This is a genomic window from Borrelia tillae, assembly GCF_055693965.1.
In genome coordinates this window covers 844693-869324 of the sequence record NZ_CM146346.1, presented here as the reverse complement: position 1 = coordinate 869324, position 24632 = coordinate 844693, and the positions used below count along the sequence as shown (strand labels likewise).

Genomic DNA, 24632 nt, shown 5'->3' with positions numbered 1-24632 from the left:
CATGAGTAGTAAACACAAAAATATATTAATAGGAGTATGCGGAGGAATTGCAGCCTATAAATCAGCCTATATTATCTCAAGTCTAGTGAAAATGGGACACAATGTCAAAGTAATAATGACAGAAAATGCAACTAAATTCATAACTCCCCTAACACTAGAAACTATATCTAAAAATAACGTAATTACAAATCTGTGGGACACAACCCACAAGGAAGTAGAACACATAAACTTAGCAAGATGGGCAAATTTAATATTAATTATTCCAGCAACATACAATATTATTTCCAAAATCGCATCCGGAATTGCTGATGATGCATTAAGTACAATCATATCTGCAAGTAGTGCCACAACTTATTTTGCAATAGCAATGAATGACAATATGTATCAAAATCCCATTCTAAAAGAAAACATTAAAAAATTGAAGAAATATAATTATAAATTCATTAAACCCGATAAAGGATTTTTAGCATGTTCTTTAAATGCGATTGGCCGCCTTAAAAATGAAAATGATATTTTAAAAATAATCTCAGACGAACTAGAATCAAAATTAACATTAAAAAATAAAAAAATATTAATAACTGCTTCTAGGACTGAAGAATCGCTAATCCAATTCGTTACTTCTCAAATAAGTCAACAGGACAGATGGGTTTCAGTCTAGGAATTGAAGCACAGAATCTTGGGGCTGATGTAACAATCATTACAGGTCCCAGCACTGAAAAAACGCCTTATGGAATAAAAGTTATTAGAATAAAAACGGCATTAGAAATGTACAAGGAAGCAATAAATATATACCGAGAATTTGATGTAATAATTGCTGCTGCTGCTGTTGCAGATTTTAGACCTGACAAAATTTGCAAAACTAAGCTTGAAAAAAATAATAAAGACATCCTGAATATTAAATTCATTAAAAATCCAGATATAATCAAACATATAGGTAAAAACAAAACTAAAAATCAAATTGTTATCGGATTTTGTGCACAAGGAAAAGAATGCTTAATAAAAAAAGCAAAAGAAAAACTAGAAACCAAAAATCTAAATTATATTATTGCAAATGACTTAAAATATTTTGGCTCAAACTTAAATAAAATTTATATATTAGATAAAAATAACATTAAAGAATTTCCTGAAATGTCAAAACAAAAAACGGCAATAGAAATTTTAAAAATCTTATATCAATAATTTACTAAAAGTCTCTTTAAATATTCTGATTGAGTTGTTCTTTTAATCTCTTTAAGTTTACTTAAAAGTAACGAAGATTTATTATAAACAGCTCCCTTAATTGCAAGATTCATTAAATCAATATTTTTACTCTCAATTATCTTAACATAAAAGTCATCAAAATTGCCCTTCCTGAATGCAAAAAACATGGCAATACCTGTAATCAATTTTGAAGGTCTATTGATATTTTCCTTTTCTAAAAGACGTAAGGCAACTAAACGTGCAGAATCTACATTCTTGTCTAAAAGATAACTAAACATAGTAAGCTTAAAATCATTTCCAACACTAGCATCTAACATGAAATTTTGCATCTCTTCATAACCCAACTTCATATCTACCAAAGCTTTACCAGCTGCTTCTCTAACTTTTAAGGAAGGATCACTTTTTAACTTATAAATTAATACCTCTTTTGAAGCAATATCATTATGATCTTTAATAGCAGCAACAGCTTTAAGTCTAATATTAGCATCAGAATCTCTCAAAAAATCCTGCAAAATCTCCTTTGATTTCAAAGATACATCCCTTGAAAGAGCCTCTACAATAGCAAGCTTAATATTATAATTGTTATTACTATTTTGAAGATATAAAGAAGCATTTTCTGTTACTCTCTCAGGCATAAGATACGATAATGCTTTAATAGCTGAAGCTCTAATGGATGAATTTTCATAACTATCAATGGAAATTTCATAAAATCTATCTACATAATCAGTAGCATTAGATTTGCCAAGTGCAATAAGTATTGCGGATTTAACCCCATCATTACCAGAATATCGATCATAAACATTCATCATATCTTTTGCATACTCAGAAGAAAAAAGCTCCCCAAGATAATAAGCCGCAGTAGCAACAATATTCCCTTTCTTATTTTCAATAATATCAATAAGAGCTTTTTTTAGAGCATCTTTATCACCAAACTCCTTAAGATATAGAATTGCTAAATTAATCAAATTATTAGGATATTTATTACGCTCATGATTATCAAGAATATAATTAGCGGTATCAATACCACCTGCATATTTAAGTGATACAAACAAATCAAGAATTGCACGCTTAAGATCAATATTAAAAGTTTTATGCAATCTTTTCTCAAGTAAAGCGTTATATTCACCATCACCTGATCTTTTAAGGCTATTTACAATCTCAATAACTTGAGTATCAAGTCCATAAGAAATAGCATCTCTTATCTGTCTAACATCTAAATCAACATTTTTAAGATCAAGATTTTCTAAAAAAGCATCTCCTCGAGAAGGATCTTCGTTCATATCCTCATCAATTTTAGGTTCAGACTCTTGAGATACAAAATTTATGCTCGATAACGCTAAAACTTGCATAACAAAAATATTAAATAAAATACAAAAGAGCAAAATAAACTTTAAATACCTCAAATAACCTCCCTATCAATAAACTTAAACATCTTATTAACACCAAGCAAATAATATGTTACCATTAAGATAAAAATATTAACTACACCAGCAATACCTAGTAAGCAAAAATTACTAAAACTAAACCCTATATCCCACTTAATATTCTTAAAAAGAAGATAGAATAAATACAAAGGAATAAGGGAAATAAATGCTTTCATAAAAGCTATTAAAGACCTAATAAATTCAAGCTTCAATCCATTCTTAAATCCAACAAAATAAAAAATTACTACACACAAAACAAACGAAACAGACTGCGCAATAGGCAAAATATTTACCTTATAAAACTTAATACCAAGAATTGAAATTGCAATATCAATGCTAGCAAAAAGAAGATTAAAATAAAGTGGGATTTTTGAGTTGCGTATTGAAAAATAATATTTCTGAAACAGTCCAAAAATCGAAGAAAATAATAATCCAACCAAAAAATATTGTAGTATGCTAACAGTTCTCTGGGTATCAGATACAGAAAACTTCCCCCCTGTAAGCAACAAATTCAAAATAGGACCAGCCCAAATATACATTAAAAATGATATGGGAACTAAAATAAAGATTAAAATATCAATTCCCCAATTCAAAATAGCATTTAATCCGCTCTTATTTCCCAAAGAAGCATATTCAGACATTTTGGGAAAAATAACTGTAGCAATAGACACATAAAAAATCCCAACAGGAAGCTGATAATAAACAATTGCATTGCTTAAAACAGAAACACTTCCAACATCTAAAGTTGATGCTAAGGCAAAAGAAATCTGCTGAGTAATAATCAATACCAAAGCTGATAAAATCATATGTGCCCATCTTTTTAAGAATCTTAAAAATGAAGTATCATTAAACTTAAAAACAGGTCTATATGTAAGACCAATATAAATACAATTTATCATCTGAACTAAAAACTGCAACACTCCGCCAACGATAACTCCAATAATAGCACTATATATTCCATATTGTCCTGAAAATAAATATATGCTTAACATAATACTTAAAGAAAATAGAGCGGGGGAAATAGATGGAATAAAAAAAAACTTATAAGAATTTAAAACTGACGCAAATATCGATGATAAACTTATAAATAACACATAAAGTATTAAATAATTGAATATATAGCTTGCTAAATCTAAACGACTACCTCTATATGAAGATACAAAATACATAATTTGCCTAGAAAAAAGGATCATAATACAAATAATAAGACTAATACTTATAATATTAAAAGTGATAACTCGTCTGAAAAAATTAATAGCATGCTTATCAGATCTTCTTTTCTCACAAGTAAACTCAGGCATAAAAGCTGAAGTCATTGCACCTTCTGAAATAACTTTTCTTAAATTATTTGGAATATTAAATACATAATTAAAAATATCTGCTTCAAGACCTGCTCCAAAATAGTAAGAAAATACTTTTATCTTGATAAAACCCATTATACGCGAAAAAAAGATTGAAATCATAACAATAACTGTTGAAGTTATATCTCTATTCATTGAAATTGCCTTCATCATACTTACTTAAATAAAGTTTTCTAAATTTTACGAAATCATCATTCATAATTGCATCTCGAGCCTTTTGAATAAGCCTAAACATATAATAAATATTATGCTCACTGGCTAACATTATTCCAAGCAGCTCTCCTGATTTAATTAAATGCCTTAAATACCCTCTTGAATATCTTGAACATAAAGTACAAGAACAATCCAACTCAACAGGACAAGTATCAACATCAAATTCAACTCGCTTAATACGCAATATTCCATTATCGGTTAAAAGCGAACCATGTCTAGCAATTCTTGTAGGATTTACACAATCGAAAATATCAATACCATTATAGATTGCATCTAATATATAATGAGGTGTACCAATTCCCATTACATATTTTGGTTTATCTTTAGGTATTAATGAAGAACTATATTCAAGAATTTCTAAGTACTGCTCTCTTGGTTCGCCAACAGAAATACCACCAATCGCAATACCAGGGCTATCCATTTCTAAAATTGTTTCAGTACTTCTTTTTCTTAAATCTTTAAAAAAATTACCCTGGGTTATTAAAAATAAAAGACCATTATACCCTTCTTTCCTATTTTTATATGCATATGATATACGTCGGGCCCAAGAAGTAGTAATATTGGTGTATAAATTTGCTTCACCATAATCAATCCCGTAAGAACTACAAATATCAAGCGCCATAATAATATCACTTTCAAAAATTTCTTGCATCTTAAATACACTCTCCGGTGTAAAATAATGTTTAGACCCATCAATATGAGATTTAAAATGCACACCTTCAGTTTCAATTTTTCTTAAACCAGATAAAGAAAAAACCTGAAATCCCCCAGAATCTGTCAAAAAATTTTTATTCCAAGTTGTAAAATTATGTAAACTTCCATATTTTTTTATCACCTCAATACCTGGCCTTAAGTAAAGATGATATGTATTTGCAAGCATTAAATTACATCCCAATTTATCAAGTACATCATGATTTAAAGCTTTCATTGCACCTACAGTACCAACTGGCATAAAACATGGAGTTGTAACCTTCCCATGGGGAAGTTCAATTACGCCAAGCCTTGCATTAGACCCTTTATCTGTCTTAATCACATTAAACATAAAATCCCTAAAAAACCTATTACTTACATACAAAATTATAAATGATAAAATTAATAATAATAAATAAAATCGTGGGCAATGAGCTTGCAACTGTTATGGGCAAATAACCAAGATCTGCTAAAAAACTAAATACTATAATCGAAATAACATAAACAACTGCAAATACAATACTATTTATCAAACTCCATATAAAAATATTTTTTTTCACAATCAAACTTACGAAACTCACAGTAAAGCTAAGAAGTATTAATCTAAATGAAAAAAATATTCTACTTAATAAATCAAATAAAGCTTCAGAATAATTTAAATTTTCTCTCCTACAATCTCCAATCCAACGAATAAGCTTTGAGAAATTCAAAGTTTTTGAAGAAAGAATAACTATTTTAATATATTCAGGTTCCAAATTAATAATACCCGTCCCATCAAGCACCTCATGAAATTTTTCCACTAAATTTCGTTCTACTTGAAAAAATTCCCTTACATTATAAAGTCGCCACCCAGAACCAACCCGCTCAGCTTTACTGATATCATACCTCTTTTTAAAATTATCATCTTGATCCTTTAAAATCACCATCAAATTAGTAATAACATCATTCTCGATATCATAATATTTAATATTATAAATTTCTCTTGCAAAATCCCTAATAATTATCTTCCTATCAACTGCATTTTGATTACCAATAGTACTTTTAAGAAAAGTATCTCTTCGAGCAACAGTTTCTATGACCAAATAATTATCAAAAAAGAAAAGTAATATCGAAATAAAAATACTAAGCATAAGAATTGATCTTAATATTCTAAAAATAGAAATACCACAACTAAAAAGCCCTATTATTTCATTTCTCATAGAAAGGTTACCAATAAGATTAGAAATAGCAAAAAGAAAAGACAAGGCTAAACCATCTGAAAAACATTTTGGCAAATAAAGATAATAAATATAAACGATATCGCTAATACTAAGATTATGTTCAAGATAGTTAAATAGGTTTGTAAATAAATCGAAGATAATAATTAAGATTACAAAAAGAAAATTCATAAATAAAAAAGTCAATGATATATTATTTATAAATAACTTATCTACTTTCATTTTTTCAAAAGTCTTAAAAAAAATATTGTACCTATTAAAATCAGCAGGACATTTGGAAGAATAGTAACAAGAAAAGGATTTGGAGCATACTGCAAAGTATAAACCTTTCCACCCATAAACATTACCCAATAAAAAACACAAATCAAAATTGAAATCACAAGTTCAAGAATAATAGAATATTTTTTATTGGAATACATACCCATGCCAAAAGCCAAGAAAATAAAAAATAAAACAGATAATGGCAAACTAATCTTTTGATACAACTCTAAATAATCAAGGGTATAACTTCTCTTAATAGCTAGATCTTCATAAGGTTTATAATTTACATTTAGACTATACATATAATTTAAGTTTCCGATAATGGAACTTTCATCCAAAAAATTATTCTCATTATACAAATAATTTAAATAAACATTTGAAAAATTTATATATAAAATATCTTCATCTAAATTATTTTTCATATTTAAATTTTCAATCAATTTGTTTTTCTTATCAATACGCTTTATAACATCTCTTATGCTCATTTGAGATGGTGATACATTAGTTAACATCGAACTATCACTAAATGTAACTTGATCTATTGAATATTTCATCCGATCAGCATAAAAATAATCATAAAATCCACTCTCATTTTCTGTTAAAGCAATTGATAAAACATCATTCAAAATAAAATATACTTGATAATTTTCTTTTTGAATATTAAGCTCCCTGGCCATAAATATTCTGTCATAACCCCTAAGTTTAGTATTATCAAAAAAAGTAACATTTTTGTAGCCAGTCTCAGATTTCTCTCCTGCAACAAATATTAAATCTCCATACTGTTTACTTGAATAGGGCTTTAATGCCAAATGCGGTATCTCTTCTTTTATCTCATTAAATATTTTTAATCTACCAATAGAACCAAGAGGAAGCAAAAAATCATTTATTATAAATGAAACCAATACAATAACTATCCCTAATTTAAAAAATGGAACTAAAAGATTAAAAACAGATATACCAATTGATCTAAAAGCTAATATTTCATTATGAAGTTTGAATCTATAAACAGTCAGTACCACTGAAAGTAAAGCTGCAAAAGGAGGTGAGAGAGCAATTACCATAGGAAGTGAATATATAACAAAAATAAAAGCCTTCACAAATGGAACATAATTCTGAAGCAGTATTCTCATAAAAAAAAGTATTTGATTTATTAGAAATACAAATAAAAAGAACAAAAAAGTAATTAAAAAGTATTTAAAAAATTCAGTAATTATGTAAGCTTCATAATTGTTTTTTAATACTTTCATTTATAAAAACCAAACCATTATTTAAAGTACCAAGTATTACATAATCATTAAAATTTACAACCTTTACTAAATTTAAACTAATAAGACCCCCACCAGGACCCAAATAATCCCAACTATTATTAGCTGTATCATAAATTAATAAACCATGCTCAAAAGTTGCAAATAATAACTTATTATCTCTAATCTCCATATCAAGAAAATAGCCAATATTGAAATTATTATTAACATTATATTTAATATATGTATGATTATCTAAATCTAACCTAAAAAGACCACCTCCGTAAGTTCCAACATAATAACCATTATCATGCTTCTTTATAAAATTAATATTCTTTTCACTATCTATCTCGCTAAAAAAACTTAAATGTTTGATTTTATCAAAATTAGCCAGATCAAGACTATAAACAGCTTTATCCATTGTTCCTACAAATAATAAATTTTTTTGTTCGTCTATATACAATGATGAAATCCTATTAGAACCGAGCTTAATATAAGACCATTCACCTTTATCAGAATAAAACCATAATCCAGAATCTAAAGTGCCAACAAAAATACCATCCCTAGAACCCAACAGAACTTGTATACTATTTAAATTAACATTTAAAGGTGTTTTAACTTGCTTAACAGAACCTTGTAAATCATCAATATAATAAATAGCATTATTACCCCCAATATATACAACCCCCTTATGCTCCGTAAAGCCCCTAAGTCCATTTAAAAATATACTTTTCTTATCTTTAACATAAATCTTATATTTACTATTTTTAATGTCATACCTTAAAAGACCACCTAATATATTTGAAACAAAAATATTATTGCCTAAAATAAACATATCAAAGACACTATTATCTAAAAACCCTAAAGACTTTAGATTTAAATAATTTATTCTAAACTTATTACATAAGAAATCATAAATTCCTTGATCATAACTTGATTTAATAGACATTTGCTCAATTTCCCTTAATGCAGAGATTGCACCTAGTCTATCCCTAACAAAATATTTTAATTCAGCAGCCCTAAGACTAGCATGGGAATATTTATAATATTTTAAAAAATTATCAAAATTATATTCAGAGAGATCATAAAGACCCAAACCATAATTTACATAACCAAAAAATAAATTGGCTTTGGCAATTAATTCCCTACCATAACTTTTTTCATCAGTTATTATTTTATTTAAATAATAACTGGTCATGCCAAAATTTTTTTGAGCATAACTTTCCCTAGCACTTTTAAAATAAGGATTATCCTCCCTTAAAAAAGCATCACTTAAAAAAAAAGATTCATCATCTCCAAGACCTAATAAATAATTTCTTTTATTATCATCTAATCTATCTAAATCTAACTCATCAACATTTGAATTTTGAATATTTTTAATAAAATCAAGAGAAAAATCAGTATCTTTATTAGTCAGACATGATAAAAATAAAAATAAGCTCACAAAAACAAGCTTATTTCTCAAAATAATACTTATATGATCTACAAATTCCATAATACTCTAATCTCTAGCAAGCTCAAGCTCAATCTTACCAAACTTATCAATATCAGATATTATAACTCTAACCATCTGCCCTTCTTCTAATCTTGGAGGACGCGCACCAAATGTGCTCCTACTATCTCTACCATACCTAGAAGAATACCTATTACTGCCATATCTGGAATGCTTCATATCACTTCCATACCTATCATCCCTTGATCTCGCCCTATTACTTAAAAATCCTTCTTTAGTAGGAGTAAGTTCAATGAAAGCCCCAAAACTATTAACCTTCTTAACAATACCTTCATAGACCTCACCTATTTTAGGCTCCTTTACAATACTCTCTATCCTTGCCTTAGCTTTTTGCATTTTTAAATTATCAGTTCCGAAAAGAGTGATCCTGCCATCTTGCTCAATTTGTACCCTAACTTCAAATTCATCAGTAATGGCTTTAACCGTTTTGCCAGTAGACCCAATAACAAGAGATATTTTATCAATATCAATTTGCAACTGAAGAATCTTAGGAGCATTAACAGATATATCATCCCTTGATCTTGCAATTACAGAATCCATAATACCTAAAATATGCATTCGTCCAATTCGTGCCTGTTCAAGAGCATCCTTCATCAATTGTTTTGTAACGTTTGAAATCTTAATATCCATCTGAAAACCAGTAATGCCATTCTTAGTACCTGCAACTTTAAAATCCATATCACCTAAATGATCTTCTTCTCCAAGAATATCACTTAAAATAACATATCTCGCACCATCACTAACAAGCCCCATAGCTATTCCTGCTACTTGCTCTTTAACAGGAACTCCAGCAGCCATTAAAGACATACTACCAGAGCAGACTGTAGCCATTGATGATGAACCATTTGATTCTAATATCTCAGATACTACCCTAATAGTATACGGAAAATCATCTTTCTTAGGTAACATAGCTTCCAGAGATTTTTGAGCCAAATGCCCATGTCCAACCTCACGTCTACCCGTCATAAGCCTACCCGTTTCACCAACAGAAAACGGAGGAAAATTATAATGAAGCATAAAATTAAGACGTTTATCACCATCAATATCGTCCATTATCTGCTCATCAATACTTGTACCCAAAGTTGTGACAGCCAATGCTTGGGTCTCACCCCTTGTAAAAAGAGCAGAACCATGTGTTCTTTTTAAAAGATCAACTTCAGCAACAATATTCCTTATCTGTGTAGGAGTACGACCATCAGTTCTAATACGATTTTCAAGAATTGATTTTCTAACAATTTCTTGCTCAAATTCATCAAAAGCTTTGTTAAAAAGAGTCTCAGTATCTTGATCTACCTGCTCCAGAGAAAAAAAATGTTCATACGCCTTTTGCTTAAGTGATTTTATAGCTTTATCTCTATTAAGCTTACCCTTAACAAAACAAGCATCTTGAAGTTCAGCATAAATTAAATTTCTAAGATCATCTTTAAATTCAAATACTTTTTCCTCATAAGCAAGAGGTAATTTTTCTCTCTTACCAACAGCAATTATAAATTCTTTTTGAAGCTCACAAATTTGTTGAATACATTCATAAGCTTTATCTATAGCAGAAAGCAATATTTCTTCGCTAACCTCATTAGCACCACCCTCAACCATTGTAATACCATCCAAACTTCCTGCAACAACAATATCTAAAATCGAATCTTGTATCTCATCAAAAGAAGGATTAACTATAAACTCATTATTTAAATAGGCTATCCTAACAGCTGCAATTGGACCATTAAATGGAATATCTGATAAAAAAACTGCCGTAAAAGCAGCATTCATTCCAACAATATCAGGAGGATTCATCTGATCCGTAGACAGGGTTGTTGGAATAACCTGAATGTCTCGACCAAACCTCTTATCAAAAAGTGGCCTCATTGGTCTATCTATTAACCTAGAAACAAGTACTTCTTTATCTTTTGGTTTACCTTCCCTTTTAATAAATCCCCCAGGAATTTTTCCAGCGGCATAATATTTTTCATTATATTCAACAGATAAAGGAACAAAATCTAAATCCTCACGAACTGTGTCTGAACAACAAACTGTAGCAAGAACAGTAGAACCACCATAAGTAGCAAGAACTGCACCATTTGCTTGCTTAGCCAATAATCCGGTTTCCAAAATTAAATCTTCCCTTCCTACTTTCAACTTCAAAATTTTTCTCAAAATTAACCCCTTATTACTTTCTAAGTCCAAGTTTAGATATCAAGGCTCTATAAGCTCCCAAATCTCTCTTTTGATAATACCTTAACAAACTTCTTCTCTTACCAACTAACTTTAATAAACCTCTTTTAGAACTATGATTCTTCTTATTGATCTTTAAATGCTCTGTTAAATACTTTATTCTATCTGTAATTAATGCTATTTGCACTTCAACTGAACCTGTATCATTTGGATTCTTCCCAAACTCTATAATTATTTTTTGTTTTTGTTCTTTACTAATCATTTAAATGACTCCTATACCATCATAGCAAAGCCTAAACTAGACCTTATTGCTATAATTAAATCTTTACAGTAAATTATAATATTTTTTTATTAAAATAACAAAAACGAATCAAAGACATTTAATCTAATTTACACAAAATTAACAACCAGATCAACTAAACTAATTATTAGTTATAGTCATTATAATCTTAGTATATTTAACCCTCGATTCTAAAAAAATTTTATATTAGAAAATTACTTATCAAAAGCAATACAATAAAAACCAATAATTTTACCTATTTGAACATGCATACTACTAATTATTCCTTAAAAACCAATTATCAAAAAATAATAATATACTTATACCTATTTAACCCAATACCATAAACTAAAGCTAGTATTTCTTCGTCTTTAGATTTCACAATCTTAAACTCACCAAAATCAATTTCAACATTAATATAAGCACCATTTTGAACAAATTTTATCATATTATTATCAACATAGACTTCGTTAAAATGCCCTAAAGATTCTAGGCTCATTAAAGAATGACTATTCAGATTTCACAAAAACAAGCACTATCTAATGCAAAGTTGCCAATTTTAATTCGCTCAAGACTCTTAACATAAGCAAATGATCCTAAAGACAATGATAAATCTCTTGCTATACTTCTAACATAGGTCCCCTTAGAACATCTTATTTTTAACCTCAAAATACGAGAATCAACACTATAATCTAAAATCTGAATATCATATATATTAACCCTTCTAGACTGAAGATTAAAAGATTCCCCACTAATCGCTAACTTATAAGCCCTTGTCCCTTTAACATGCACTGAAGAAAACTTAGGTGGAACCTGCTCAATCTCACCTATAAAAGATCTAATACCAAAACTCAATTTTTCTAAGCTGGGAACATAATCTGTTGTATTTACTATTCTTCCATTAGGATCAAGAGTATCAGTTTCAATTCCAAACTCGAACTCTGATATATATTCTTTATCTAAAGACATAATATAATTTGAAAGTTTAGTATATTTACCAACCAATACAACTAAAAGACCGCTTGCAAATTTATCAAGAGTACCAGCATGCCCAATCCGTCTCGTAGAAAAATATTTTTTCAATGCCAAAAGAGAATCACAAGAAGTGATTCCAGATTTCTTATTTAATAAAATAATCCCATTCATTAAATTATGTTGCTATTCACTAAAGCCTAAATTTTCAATTATTTTATTAACATAAAAAGCTTTAGAAATAGTGTCATCTCTTAAAAAACTTAATTTAGGAGTATTTCTAAGCCTAATATGTTTAACAAGCTCTCTTTGAATGAACCCCTTAGCATTATTTAATGCCTTAACAGCATTATCAAGAGATGCACCTTCTTTAATAGAACCAATAAACACTTTGGCATTTATTAAATCATTTGAAATCTCAACCCTTACAACGGTTAAGAACTCATGAACTCTAGGATCTTTAATAGCCTTTGTTACTATCAAATTACTAATTTCTTGAATTAACAAACTCTTAAGTTTTGATTTTCTTATCTCTTTTTCCATAAATCACAACAATGTAAATAGTTATTAAACTCCAAAACGCCTTTTCACTTTCTTAATCTCAAATGCCTCAATGACATCCCCTTCTTTAATATCAAAATAATTATCAATCATAATTCCACACTCATATTGCGCATTAACTTCCTTAACATCTTCCTTAAATCTCTTTAATGAAGAAATCTTACCAGAATGCACCTGAAATCCTTCTCGCATAACATTGGTTATAGCATCCCGTTTTATGCATCCTTGTGAAACATAACACCCAGCCACTACTCCAACCTTAGGAATATTGATAACGGCACGAACTTCAGCAAATCCAATAAACTGCTGTTCAATATCTGGTTCTAACATTCCTTCAAGAACCGCCTTAACATCATTAATTGCATCATAAATTATATTATATTTTTTAATCTCAACTTTCTCCTGATTAGCTAACAATTGTGCTTTGACTGTAGGCCTTACGTGAAAACCAATAATAATTGCCTCACTTGCTGCTGCAAAATTAATATCAGTCTCTGTTATTGCTCCTACTGATGAATGAATAACTTTAACTTTAATCTCATTATTAGTTAATTTTTCAAGAGAATGCTTTAAAGCCTCAACAGAACCCTGTACATCCGCTTTTAAAATTATCTTAAGCTCTTTAAGTTCACCATCTTTAATTGAATCATAAAGATTTGACATAGTAACTTTTTTGACATTCTTAGCATCTTCATATTTCTTAAGATCTTGCCTTTTAGAACTAATTAGCTTAGCCTCTCTTTCTGTTTTGTAACCTGAAATGGATCACCAGCTTGAGGGACTGATGAAAAACCTAAAACACTAATAGCCTTTGCAGGACCAATACTCTTAACAGATACTCCTCTCTCATTAATTAATGCCCTTACTTTGCCATAATAAATGCCTCCAACAAAAGAATCGCCTATGGAAAGAGTTCCATCCTCAATTATAACAGAACAAACAACTCCTCTACCCATGTCAATTTTAGCATCAAGAACCCTACCAGTAGCTCTTTTAGTCGGATTGGCCTTTAATGACATTATTTCAGATTGCAAAACAATCATATCAAGCAGTTCTGTAATGCCAATATTCTTAAGAGCTGAGATTGCAACAAAAATCGTATTGCCACCCCAATCTTCAGGAACCAAATCATACTCTGAAAGCTGATGTTTAACCCTATCTAAATTCGAATCTGGCAAATCAATTTTATTGATTGCAACGATAATTGGCACATTTGCATCCCTTGCATGATTAATAGCCTCAACAGTCTGTGGCATTACTCCATCTACAGCAGAAACGACAAGTACAACAATATCTGTAACCTGAGCTCCCCGACTTCTCATCATAGTAAAAGCCTCATGCCCTGGAGTATCTAAAAATGTTATTTCATGCTCATTATAATGAATAGTATAAGCACCAATATGTTGCGTAATCCCTCCAAATTCAGTCTTATTTATATCAATATTGCGTAACATTGACAAAAGTTTAGTTTTCCCATGATCAACATGCCCCATTATTGTAATAATAGGGGGCTTTGCAACCCTCTGGCTCTCATCATCTTCTTCTGCTTCTATGACCGTTTCATCATAAATTGACACAACATTGACTTTAGAGCCATATTCTTCAACCAAAATAGTAGCGGTATCAGAATCAATCTTCTCATTGATAGTTGCCATTACACCCAAAGTCATTAATTTAGCAATTAAATCCGAAGATTTCAAATTCATTTTTCTTGCAAGCTCGGCAACAGTAATAGTCCCCATAATATCAACCGATTTAGGAATCGGATTTGCTAAATTTTCTTTCTTCTTTTTTTGAAGCTGCTCAAAAACTTTTTGTTCTATTGTTTGACTCTCGATTTCTTCTTTTTTTCTCTTATAACCTTTCTGACTTTCTTGTTGTTGTTTCTTCTTCTCACCAAGCTTCCTATTAAGACCTTTATTATCAGAATCAGATGGAGACAGCACAACATTAGAAACAACCTTAGCTCTTACTACTCGTCTAAACATCGTTTGACGAGAACTACTACTACTATTCTCTCTATTATTAGTATAATTCCTAGTAGGATATCCCCTGTTGCCTTGCGGGCCTCCAGTGTGCCCCTTATCTCCATGTACAGAAGATTCATGCCACCCCTATCTCGACTGCTATGAGAACCACCATGAGGACTACTATGGAAACTACTATGAGAATATCCTCTATTCTCTCTATTATTAGTATAATTCCTAGTAGGATATCCCCTGTTGCCTTGCTGGCCTCCAGTGTGCCCCTTATCTCCATGTGCAGAAGATCTCATGCCACCCCTATCTCGACTGCTATGAGAACCACCATGAGGACTATTGTGGAAACTACTATGAGAATACCCTCTATTCTCTCTATTATTAGTATAATTCCTAGTAGGATATCCCCTGTTGCCTTGCTGGCCTCCAGTGTGCCCCTTATCTCCATGTGCAGAAGATTCTCATGCCACCCCTATCTCGACTGCTATGAGAACCGCCATGAGAACTATTGTGGAAACTACTATGAGAATATCCTCTATGAGGCTCCTGATTGTCAGACAACTTTGGAAGTTCAACAACATCATCCTTGGGTTTATTTAAATTTCTATCAGTATGCGCTACAACCTTTACTACTTTTTTGCGCAATTTAACAACTTTAACCTTTTTCTCATCTTCACTGCGATCATCATCAATATTTTCTGACAAACTATTACTCCTCTTCAAATTCAAAGCTAAGCCCTATGTTACAGCCAGGACAAAAAGTCATGTTTTCATTAATAACAGCCCCACACTCAGGACAAAGCAACTCCTCTTCATCTTTCATACCTTCAATAGAATCATCATCATTAGAAATGATTACCATCCCTTCTTTTAATATCTTATTTATTTCTTCTTGCTTTTCATAACTAATTCCCAATTCAAAAAGTTTTTCTTCACTAGAATCTAAAAAATTATCAATATCATCAAGACCTGCCCCAATCAACTTGGCAACAATATCATCATTAAGAATCTTAAGTTCACTAATCCTATTTATTTCCTCAAATTCGTCTTCCTGAACATTGTCTTGAATAATCTTATCAAACATTTCAAGAGTCTCTTGTTTAAACTCCCCACTTGCTTTCATTTCTGAAAACTGACTATTAGTCTTAACATCAATTGACCAATCAAGAAGCCTATTAGCAAGTCTAACATTCTGTCCCATTTTGCCTATTGCAAGTGATAATTGTTCATCATTCACAACTACTAAAGCTTTATGCAAATCTTCATCAATAATATATACATTATCTATCTTTGCAGGAGTCAAGGCATCTTTAATAAATTCCTTAATATCTTTAGAATAAGGAATAATATCTATTTTCTCCCCTTCAAGTTCCTTAATTATTGATTGGATTCTAACTCCTTTTTGCCCAATACAAGGGCCTACAGGATCAATTTCTTCCTTTTCAGAATAAACAGCAACCTTAGTTCTATAACCCGGATCTCTTACTATCTTATGAATTTTAATAATACCCTCTTCTATTTCAGGAATCTCAAGAGTAAGAAGCTCTTCAATGAATTTAGGATGGGTTCTTGACAAGACAACCTCTATTCCATTTTTTCCCTTCTTTACACTGTAGACAAGAACCCGTACTTTATCATTAAGCCCATAGACTTCCCTTGGGGATTGATATTTCTTAGGAATAACGCCATCTGTACTACCAAGATTAACATAAAGGTCTCCATTCCTATTTTGCTGAACATAGCCTATAATAATCTTATGCAATTTATGTTTAAATTCTAAATAAAGCTCATTATCTTCAATGCCCTGTAAATCGTTCTTAGTCCTCTGTTTGGCAACTTGAATTGAAAGTCTATCAAAAATCTTAGGATCAATCTCAACATAAACATACCCATCTTCAATGATTTCAAATTCTTGAGCATCATCTTTCGCTATTTCAAGTATATCGTCTTGAACTTTCTCCACAAGCTTTTTTTTAGCATAAACTATTAAATCTCCCGTATTATCATCAAACTTAATCAAAGCATTCTCACTCGTCCCAAAATACTTTTTATAAGCTATTATTATAGACTCTTTAACTGTTTTTCGAATAGCATCTACACCCATTCCCCGATCACTAGCAATATTGGAAATCATTTGACCAGTACCCTTTATCATATCCAACTCTCCTTTACGATAGCTTAGCCTTCTTGACATCGCTATAAAGAATTTGCACCTCTTTATTATCTGTCTTAAAAATAAAACTATCATCCTCTGCTTTTAAAATAAGCCCTTCTTCAAAATCATTACCTAGCATCAACTTAATTTTTCTACCCTCAAAAATTTTAAACTCTCTATCACTCTTAATTTTCCTATTGATTCCTGGAGTAGAAATTTCCAAACTAAAATTATATTTAAGAACCGACTCCAAACTCAATAAAATCATTTTATGTAAATCACAAAGAGCATCAACTCCAAAATTATTACTTCTATAAAGAATTATTTGAATTCTACCCTCATCTCTTTTCCTAAAAGCGTTAATTTCTACAATTTCAATTCCCAATTGATTTGTTACATTCTTTATTAAATTATAAACTTCACTATTATTAATAATCTTAACCAATCATATCCCTAAAAAGAATAAGGCTCTTTTGAAAAGAACCTTATTAAATCAAATAATCAATCTAAGTAAAGATAACATCAAAAATAATAAATGTCAAGATATCAACACTCAAAGCTAGACCCGAGCAATTGCAAGCTTGATTACACTGCAAACTCTTTGTTTCACAAGAACATCTTTGCAAAACTCCATAGATGCTCCCGTCGTTACGATATCATCAATAAGCACAACTCTCTTAAACTCAATATTTCCATACTTTGATTTTAGTTTAACTTTATTCTTTAAATTGCTATGTCTCAAGTCTCCACGCAATAATTTTTGACTCTTACCTAATCCTCGTCTAAAAATACTGATATAATTTATTCCATGACTGCCTAATAAATTCCCAATGTATTCCATATGATCAAAACCATAAATAAACTTTCTTTTAAAACTACAAGGAACACTAACCACCAAATCAAAATCAATATCCATCAAAAATTGTAAGATTGCATTTGCAAATAAATGTCCAAGCAACCTCTGGTTATCTCTTTTATAAGCAAGAATCAATTCTTTATACTCATTTTCATACTCAAAAAAATACCAAACATCATCCCTTAAACTAATATCAAAATGAAAAAGTTTAATACAATTCTTACAAAGAGCATGCAAATAAACATAATCATTATGACAATAAGAACAAAAAGGAAAAAATACACTTTTTAAAACTGTCCAATTCCACACTATACTATTCTTTAGCTTTTAAAATTATCTCACTTAATAAATTCATCGCCTCAAAAGGGGTAATATTATTTATATCTATTTTAGAAATAAACTTCTTAAGTTCCAGATAAGCAGCTAAATCGGACTGGTAACTTAAGTTTTCTTTACCGTCTTCACTTCTATCATCAATAGCCAAAATATCTGACGTAAAAAATTCCTGCGCACATAAGCGTTCCCTACTAGCCAAATTTTTAAGAATAACATTGGCCCTTCGAATAATTTTTAAAGGTATCCCAGCCAAACGAGCAACATAAATTCCATAAGAATTAAGAGAAGGCTTTCCTTCAACCTCTCTTAAAAGATAAGTTCATTTCCTTGCCTTTCAATTTTCATTGAAAGATTAAAAAAAGATTTATAATTAATAGCTGAAAGCTCATGAAAATGCGTTGCAAATAAACTTCTAGCCTTAATATGTTCTAAAATGTATTCAACAATTGCAAATGCAATAGCAAGCCCATCATTAGTACTAGTACCCCTTCCAACCTCATCCATAATGATCAAACTGTCTGAAGTTGCATTTCTTAAAATATTAGCCGTTTCATTCATCTCTACTAAAAATGTAGATTGGCCTTTTGCAATATTATCACTTGCCCCGATTCTACAAAAAATCTTATCTGTAATTCCTATTATAGCTTTATCGGCAGGAACAAAAGAACCAATATGTCCCATTAGGACAACTAAAGCGGTCTGCCGTAAATAGGTTGATTTACCTGCCATATTAGGTCCAGTGATTAGACAAAAATGCTTCTCGGCATCAATATTGATGGAATTTTTAGTAAAAACTTCCACACCTTTCATATAATGCTCAACAACAGGGTGTCTAGCATATTCAAGAATAACTTCTTTATTATTAGTTAAAATGGGTCTTATATATTCATTTTTTTTAGCTAAATATGCAAAATTAGAAATTACATCAATATATGCACAAAATTCACCTATCTTCTTAATAACTGCACTATGCTCAACAATCTTTAAAGCCACTTCGTCAAATATTTCTTGCTCAAGGGCCAATAAATTATCCTCAGCATCATTAATATCCCTTTCAAGTTCAATAAGTTTACTAGTCTTATATCTTTTAACAGAATTTAAAGCCTGGCTTTCTATAAAATGTGCAGGAACTTGTCCATAATAACTCTTCGTAACCTCAAAAAATAACCCTCGAACATTAGTCCTCCTAATTTTAAGACTATTAATTTTGCTAAAATTTTTCTCAAAATTAAGATAATTATCAACATATTTGCTGGCATTATTTTTAATCTCTCTTAAATTATTAATTTTAGAACTATACCCATGTTTAATAAGCTCATCGTTTTCCTTTGAAATTGCATTATCAATTAAAGAGTATATTTCTCTTATACTATCTTCATCATCAAAATTGAATATCCAATAACTAAAGGCATGTTCATTAAATAATTTTTTTACTAAAAAAAATGATATTAAAGTCCCTCTCAAAAATAACAGATCTTTCTTGGCATACTTTCTCATTTGAAATCTTGAGATTATTCTTTCAATATCCCAAACATTGCCAAGAATTTCTCTTAACTTCATATTTAAGTTAACATTATCATATAAAAATTCCACATGATCTAATCTATTATTAATTGCATCAATATTTAAAAGCGGATTTAAAACGTATTCTCTCAAAAGTCTCTTACCCATTGAAGTCCTACAATCATTTAATACTGAGTAAAGAGAATAAGAAGCTGTCAGATCATTATTATTTTTTACAAGTTCAAGATTGATTTGAGTAACATCATCAAGAAACATATATTCAGAATCATTGTTAATATGAATAGTATCAATATTGCTCAATAAATTCTTTAAGTTATTCTTTATATAATCTATTATCAAAAAAGATGAAATATAATAAGGCTCGTCCTCTTTAAATCCAAGAGAACTTAAACTCAAAACATTAAAATGTTCCTTTAATGTTTTCTTAGCAATCTCCTTATCCAGATTCCAATGAGGAACCTTATTGACTAAAAATCTATCAAGAGTAAGTTTTTCCAAATACTCATAATAAAAATCTTCTGAAACTATGATTTCTTTTGGAGAATACTTCTCAATATCCCGTTTTAACTTTTCTAGAAAACTCCCCTCATAAAAAATTATCCCAAGCTTAGAAGTTGATAAGTCAATATAAGAAAATGAATAATAATCCTTATAATCACTAATAGCTATTAAGTAATTATTAACATCTTCTTGCAAAAAATCTTCGTCAATTACAACTCCAGGACTTATGACTTCAACAACTTCTCTTTTCAAAGGTCCTTTAGATTCAGTCTGTAACCCTTGTTCACAAATTGCTACCTTTTTATCAAGCAGAATTAACTTTTTTATATATTCCCTACTTGTATGGCAAGGCACTCCACACATAGGAACATTTTCTCTTTTAGTTAAAACTAATCCTAAAAGCTTACTTCCCTCAAGAGCGTCATCAAAAAACATCTCATAAAAGCTACCTACTCTAAAAAATAGAATAGCATCTTTGTGTTGATTCTTAATATTCCAATATTGCCTCATCATCGGTGTAAGATTTCTATTCATATCACAAACAATTTCTCTATACAGTACATAACATTAAAATTATAATTGATATTATCAAAACTTTACAATATACTTAAAATTATCAAAAGAATACAAAATGGAAAAAGACAGTTTTCAAAACAATATTTTTTATGTATGTAAAGGCGATTCTATTTTCATAAAACTAATTAACAGACTGACTGCATTATATTCTGTAAATTTTAAGATATTCATTAAAAATATATTCATAAATAACAATGATAAAATCAATAAGCTATATATAGATTTATCAGAAACCAAATATCTAGACTCAACTTTCATGGGAGTATTATTATATATCGATCACAAGAGTAATGAACACAAAAAAACCTTTAAAATAATAAATTCCAGCAAAGAAGCACTGGAAAACTTAAAATCTCTTGGGCTTGAGAAGATATTAACAATAGAAAATAGAAAAGAAAAGCTACAAAAAAATGATATGAAAGAACATTGTTGCTTCAATTCATATAAAAACACACTATTTAAATCAATGCTAAAATCACATATTTTGCTATCAAGCCTTAATAACAATAACAAAAAAGAATTTTGTACTTTAATCAGAAGACTTAAGCAAGAAAATAATAACTAAAAAATAATTCCAAAGAATCATCTCAGCACAAATATGTTATTGTGCATTTAAATATTTAACAACATCATCCGTTATATCAACTGTGCTATTATAATAAAGAATATAAGGATTATCCTTTTTCATAACCAAAGAAATACCATTAGTCTCTGCAATATATTGAATTCCATTAAGTATCTTACTCCAAAGCAATCCATCATTATTTAGACTATTTATATTAACCTGTTTCTGCTGCTCAAGATTGCTTTTAGCCAAGCTTTTAAGCTTTTTAAGCTCATCTATCTTTGAATTATACTGATTGCCATAAAATTTCGCATTTTCTAAGTCATGAGCACTAACAGATTCATCATACATTTTCCTCAAATCCTTAATCTCAGAATTCAATATATCTATTTTTTCTTGATAATGATTTTTTAACTTTTCAAGATTAGATTTTAACTGTGGATTTAAAAAACTCATTACAACTTTTTCAAAATCAACAATGCCTACCTTTGTAACATTAACTGAAAAAAGATTTAAGGGAAAGAGATACATAATCAAAAGCAACATGCAAGCCATACAATCCTCCTCATACAAACCTAACTAAATTATATCAGTATCTCATATCAATAGCTAAGAAAAATCTAAATCCGCCGTAATGATTAGAATGCCTATTAACACCTTCATTATTAAAATAAAATGGATAAGCTATTACAAAAGACAAAGGCATTTGGGGCAGTATACTTCTAACTCCACATCCCCAACTAAAAATAAAATTACTAAAAGGAACAAATAAAGCATTTTCCTGCCCTTCAAGAGAATATGATGCCATATCTAAGAACAAAATATCCCAAACTAAAATATTCTTAATTACAGGCATTGATAACTGAATAGTATTTACAAATGAGCTATAAATATTACTTAAAGTCCCCCATCCCCTTGCAATCATAAAATTTTCACTAATAACTATAAGATGATGTGGTTGTACTTCAATTTCAAAACCATTTCCAAGAGGTGGCAAAATATTTGAATAAACACTTCGCAAAGTTAAGATTAGATCAAAATATGGCGTAAAAACATCTTGATAACCTAAAAGAGAAAAATACCTTTCAAAAGTCGTTGTAGATTTCGCAAAATGGCTCTGTCCAAATAAAAAACCACCAAAAAGCTCAAACTGCTGCTTAAATAAAAACCCATTATTAGGTAAAGACTGAGAGTTCCTTGTATCCCATGAAGCACTGAAACCAATAGAATTTTCAAATCTAACAGTGTTATGATTATCTCTTAAATAATAATTTGAGGGTCTATTGACATTATCATCATAATAAACATATTTTAAAGCTGTTTGAATATTACCAAAAAATGATTGCTTGCCGAGGTAATTAGAAAAAGTATATCCAGTAAACCCACTAATACTAAATTTAGCTAAAGAATAATTCATAATATTAAAATTTGAAAAGTTTTTAGCATTATTATATGATTCCCAACTTACAAAAGGATCTGGTACTTCCTTTTTGCTTGTAAAAATAGGACCATTAATATCCTGATAAGCTGTATTTATAGAATGGGACAAATCAAAATATCCACCAATAGTCCATCTAGTCTGCATAAACCAATTATTTTCAAACATTAAATTAAAACTTTGCTCTAAAAAAGCAAGATTAAGTTTTGCAGATAAAGAATATCCTTCACCTAAAAAATTAGACTGCTCCCACTGTCCAAAAAGTGAAAATGGAAGCCACGAATTAGTAGACCCACCAAAATTCATACCAAACCTAAAACTTGCAGTCTCTCGCTCTTCAACAGCAAAATTTATTTTCATTAAACCTTCAATATTACTTGGAACGACATCTGGTATAACATTCCCAAAATAACCAAGTCTTTGCAAATTAAACATTCCCATTCTAAGTTTTTCCAAACTAAAAACATCACCTTCCATTAAAGGAATTTCCCTAAGTATTACATGAGAAGCAGTTTTCTTATTCCCAGAAACAGTAATGGATTCAATATGTGCTTTTTCTTTTTCTAATATTTTAATAAAGTGATCTACAAATTCACCTCTTATTACTCTAGAAGGCACAATTTCTGTAAAGATATAACCATCTGAATAATATTTTTCCCTAATTTTTGCAAAATCACGTTCAAATAATGAATCATCAAAAATATCTCCTTCTTTAAAGGTAATAAAAGATTGTAATTCTTCTAATGAAAAAACTAAATTACCAGTAATTTCAAACTGCCCAAATTTAAAAATATTGCCTTCTGAAATGAAATATTTTAAGTAAACTTCTTTTTCTGGTTTTTTAGAATCACTAACTCGTATATCAACAACATTCTTTACAACTTTTGCATTAATATATCCATTATTTTTATAATAAGATTCAATTTGCATCTTATCTTTATCAACATTTGATTTTAAATATTTACCATCAGAAAATAAAGATACTGGCTTTGACGCTAAATATTTTCTAAGAACACTACTCTTAAAATTTAAATTTCCTTCAAAAGAAACTTCTTTAACAACATACTTAGAACCAGCATTAATTTTAAATATAACATCTACTAAATGATTTTCCTCTTTAATATCAAATTCAACAGCAACATCAAGATATCCAGAATCCCTATACATTTCTTCAAACTTAACAACGCTTTTTTTCACTCTTGAAATATTTAAAGCCTCTTTTACCTTAACATCTGATTTGTCACGCAACTCACTATTCCAAAAAATCCCACTATTATCAAGAAAAGTAACACTTTTGATTAAAGATTTTTCCTTCACAAAAAATGTAATTATAAGCTTATCATCTTCTATTTTAAACTCGGGCCGAATAAATCCTTCAAAATAATCAAGAGAATAAAGATCAATCTGCAATCTATCAAAAAGTTCATCAGAATAAGCTTGACCTAAATAAGCATTTAAAATAGAACCAAAGTCATTTTCACTTATATTTTTAAGCCCATCAAAATCAATACTTTTTATAATCTTATCCTTATAGCTTTCTCTAGAATACACTAAATCAAATACAAACAAGAAAAAACACATAAAAATAAAGATTCGAAAT

The 24632-nt window shown here is 29.7% G+C and carries 15 protein-coding genes and 4 pseudogenes; 2 read left to right on the top strand and 17 right to left on the bottom strand.

The features are described from left to right. The first annotated feature begins 1 nt into the window (after position 1). A pseudogene (coaBC, locus tag ACWUD1_RS04205) lies at positions 2 to 1179 on the top strand (bifunctional phosphopantothenoylcysteine decarboxylase/phosphopantothenate--cysteine ligase CoaBC). Here coaBC and ACWUD1_RS04200 read toward each other — a convergent pair. The 15 genes and pseudogenes from ACWUD1_RS04200 to mutS all read right to left on the bottom strand — a co-directional run bounded on the left by ACWUD1_RS04200 (position 1173) and on the right by mutS (position 20987). Next, positions 1173 to 2603, bottom strand: coding sequence for a HEAT repeat domain-containing protein (locus ACWUD1_RS04200; RefSeq protein WP_472756533.1), 1431 nt, complete (start codon positions 2601 to 2603; stop codon positions 1173 to 1175). The pseudogene coaBC and the gene ACWUD1_RS04200 overlap by 7 nt on opposite strands. Continuing rightward, the gene (gene murJ / locus ACWUD1_RS04195; protein WP_472756532.1) at positions 2600 to 4120 is read right to left on the bottom strand and encodes a murein biosynthesis integral membrane protein MurJ; all 1521 of its coding nucleotides are present in this window, start codon (positions 4118 to 4120) and stop codon (positions 2600 to 2602) included. The genes ACWUD1_RS04200 and murJ overlap by 4 nt, the downstream gene beginning before the upstream one ends. After that, positions 4113 to 5240 carry a tRNA guanosine(34) transglycosylase Tgt gene (tgt, locus tag ACWUD1_RS04190; protein WP_472756531.1) on the bottom strand — a complete coding sequence of 376 codons (1128 nt, stop codon included), beginning with the start codon at positions 5238 to 5240 and terminating at the stop codon, positions 4113 to 4115. Before tgt ends, murJ begins: the two co-directional genes overlap by 8 nt. A gap of 19 nt (positions 5241 to 5259) precedes the next feature. Further along, a complete protein-coding gene (locus tag ACWUD1_RS04185; RefSeq protein ID WP_472756530.1) occupies positions 5260 to 6327 on the bottom strand; it encodes an LptF/LptG family permease in 1068 nt (355 codons plus the stop codon). Then, a complete protein-coding gene (locus ACWUD1_RS04180; RefSeq protein ID WP_472756529.1) occupies positions 6324 to 7613 on the bottom strand; it encodes an LptF/LptG family permease in 1290 nt (429 codons plus the stop codon). The genes ACWUD1_RS04185 and ACWUD1_RS04180 overlap by 4 nt, the downstream gene beginning before the upstream one ends. Beyond that, positions 7588 to 9087: a hypothetical protein gene (locus ACWUD1_RS04175; protein ID WP_472756936.1), complete on the bottom strand. Its 1500-nt coding sequence runs from the start codon at positions 9085 to 9087 to the stop codon at positions 7588 to 7590. Before ACWUD1_RS04175 ends, ACWUD1_RS04180 begins: the two co-directional genes overlap by 26 nt. A gap of 24 nt (positions 9088 to 9111) precedes the next feature. Further along, positions 9112 to 11271: a polyribonucleotide nucleotidyltransferase gene (pnp, locus tag ACWUD1_RS04170; RefSeq protein ID WP_472756528.1), complete on the bottom strand. Its 2160-nt coding sequence runs from the start codon at positions 11269 to 11271 to the stop codon at positions 9112 to 9114. A 13-nt stretch (positions 11272 to 11284) separates the two neighbouring features. Beyond that, positions 11285 to 11551: a 30S ribosomal protein S15 gene (rpsO, locus tag ACWUD1_RS04165; protein ID WP_472756527.1), complete on the bottom strand. Its 267-nt coding sequence runs from the start codon at positions 11549 to 11551 to the stop codon at positions 11285 to 11287. A 319-nt stretch (positions 11552 to 11870) separates the two neighbouring features. Next, a pseudogene (truB, locus tag ACWUD1_RS04160) lies at positions 11871 to 12715 on the bottom strand (tRNA pseudouridine(55) synthase TruB). 12 nt (positions 12716 to 12727) lie between these two features. After that, the gene (gene rbfA, locus ACWUD1_RS04155) at positions 12728 to 13084 is read right to left on the bottom strand and encodes a 30S ribosome-binding factor RbfA (RefSeq protein WP_472756526.1); all 357 of its coding nucleotides are present in this window, start codon (positions 13082 to 13084) and stop codon (positions 12728 to 12730) included. Positions 13085 to 13108: 24 nt separating this feature from the next. Beyond that, positions 13109 to 15810, bottom strand: a pseudogene (infB, locus tag ACWUD1_RS04150) (translation initiation factor IF-2). Next, entirely contained in the window at positions 15791 to 17236 is a 1446-nt protein-coding gene (gene nusA, locus ACWUD1_RS04145) for a transcription termination factor NusA (protein ID WP_472756525.1), read from the bottom strand. The pseudogene infB and the gene nusA overlap by 20 nt, the downstream one beginning before the upstream one ends. Positions 17237 to 17249: 13 nt before the next feature. After that, entirely contained in the window at positions 17250 to 17681 is a 432-nt protein-coding gene (gene rimP, locus ACWUD1_RS04140) for a ribosome maturation factor RimP (protein WP_472756524.1), read from the bottom strand. 114 nt (positions 17682 to 17795) lie between these two features. Then, entirely contained in the window at positions 17796 to 18401 is a 606-nt protein-coding gene (locus tag ACWUD1_RS04135; protein WP_472756523.1) for a type I phosphoribosyltransferase, read from the bottom strand. A 4-nt stretch (positions 18402 to 18405) separates the two neighbouring features. Then, positions 18406 to 20987, bottom strand: a pseudogene (gene mutS, locus ACWUD1_RS04130) (DNA mismatch repair protein MutS). Between the two features lie 97 nt (positions 20988 to 21084). On the opposite strand from mutS, the gene ACWUD1_RS04125 reads away from it, so the two are divergent. Further along, complete coding sequence (locus ACWUD1_RS04125; protein ID WP_472756522.1) at positions 21085 to 21594, top strand: STAS domain-containing protein; 510 nt, start codon at positions 21085 to 21087, stop codon at positions 21592 to 21594. A gap of 36 nt (positions 21595 to 21630) precedes the next feature. On the opposite strand, the gene ACWUD1_RS04120 is transcribed toward ACWUD1_RS04125, so the two are convergent. Together ACWUD1_RS04120 and bamA are read right to left on the bottom strand one after the other, a co-directional pair. Then, entirely contained in the window at positions 21631 to 22149 is a 519-nt protein-coding gene (locus tag ACWUD1_RS04120) for an OmpH/Skp family outer membrane protein (RefSeq protein ID WP_472756521.1), read from the bottom strand. Positions 22150 to 22183: 34 nt separating this feature from the next. Continuing rightward, complete coding sequence (bamA, locus tag ACWUD1_RS04115; protein WP_472756935.1) at positions 22184 to 24613, bottom strand: outer membrane protein assembly factor BamA; 2430 nt, start codon at positions 24611 to 24613, stop codon at positions 22184 to 22186. Positions 24614 to 24632: the final 19 nt, after the last annotated feature.

Excerpts from the sequence above, each read along its gene's own strand:
- bamA (WP_472756935.1), bottom strand. The coding sequence starts at position 24,613 with ATGTGTTTTTTCTTGTTTGTATTTGATTTAGTGTATTCTAGAGAAAGC.
- ACWUD1_RS04125 (WP_472756522.1), top strand. The coding sequence starts at position 21,085 with ATGGAAAAAGACAGTTTTCAAAACAATATTTTTTATGTATGTAAAGGC.
- ACWUD1_RS04120 (WP_472756521.1), bottom strand. The coding sequence starts at position 22,149 with ATGGCTTGCATGTTGCTTTTGATTATGTATCTCTTTCCCTTAAATCTT.
- nusA (WP_472756525.1), bottom strand. The coding sequence starts at position 17,236 with ATGATAAAGGGTACTGGTCAAATGATTTCCAATATTGCTAGTGATCGG.
- rbfA (WP_472756526.1), bottom strand. The coding sequence starts at position 13,084 with ATGGAAAAAGAGATAAGAAAATCAAAACTTAAGAGTTTGTTAATTCAA.
- rpsO (WP_472756527.1), bottom strand. The coding sequence starts at position 11,551 with ATGATTAGTAAAGAACAAAAACAAAAAATAATTATAGAGTTTGGGAAG.
- ACWUD1_RS04180 (WP_472756529.1), bottom strand. The coding sequence starts at position 7,613 with ATGAAAGTATTAAAAAACAATTATGAAGCTTACATAATTACTGAATTT.
- tgt (WP_472756531.1), bottom strand. The coding sequence starts at position 5,240 with ATGTTTAATGTGATTAAGACAGATAAAGGGTCTAATGCAAGGCTTGGC.
- murJ (WP_472756532.1), bottom strand. The coding sequence starts at position 4,120 with ATGAATAGAGATATAACTTCAACAGTTATTGTTATGATTTCAATCTTT.
- ACWUD1_RS04185 (WP_472756530.1), bottom strand. The coding sequence starts at position 6,327 with ATGAAAGTAGATAAGTTATTTATAAATAATATATCATTGACTTTTTTA.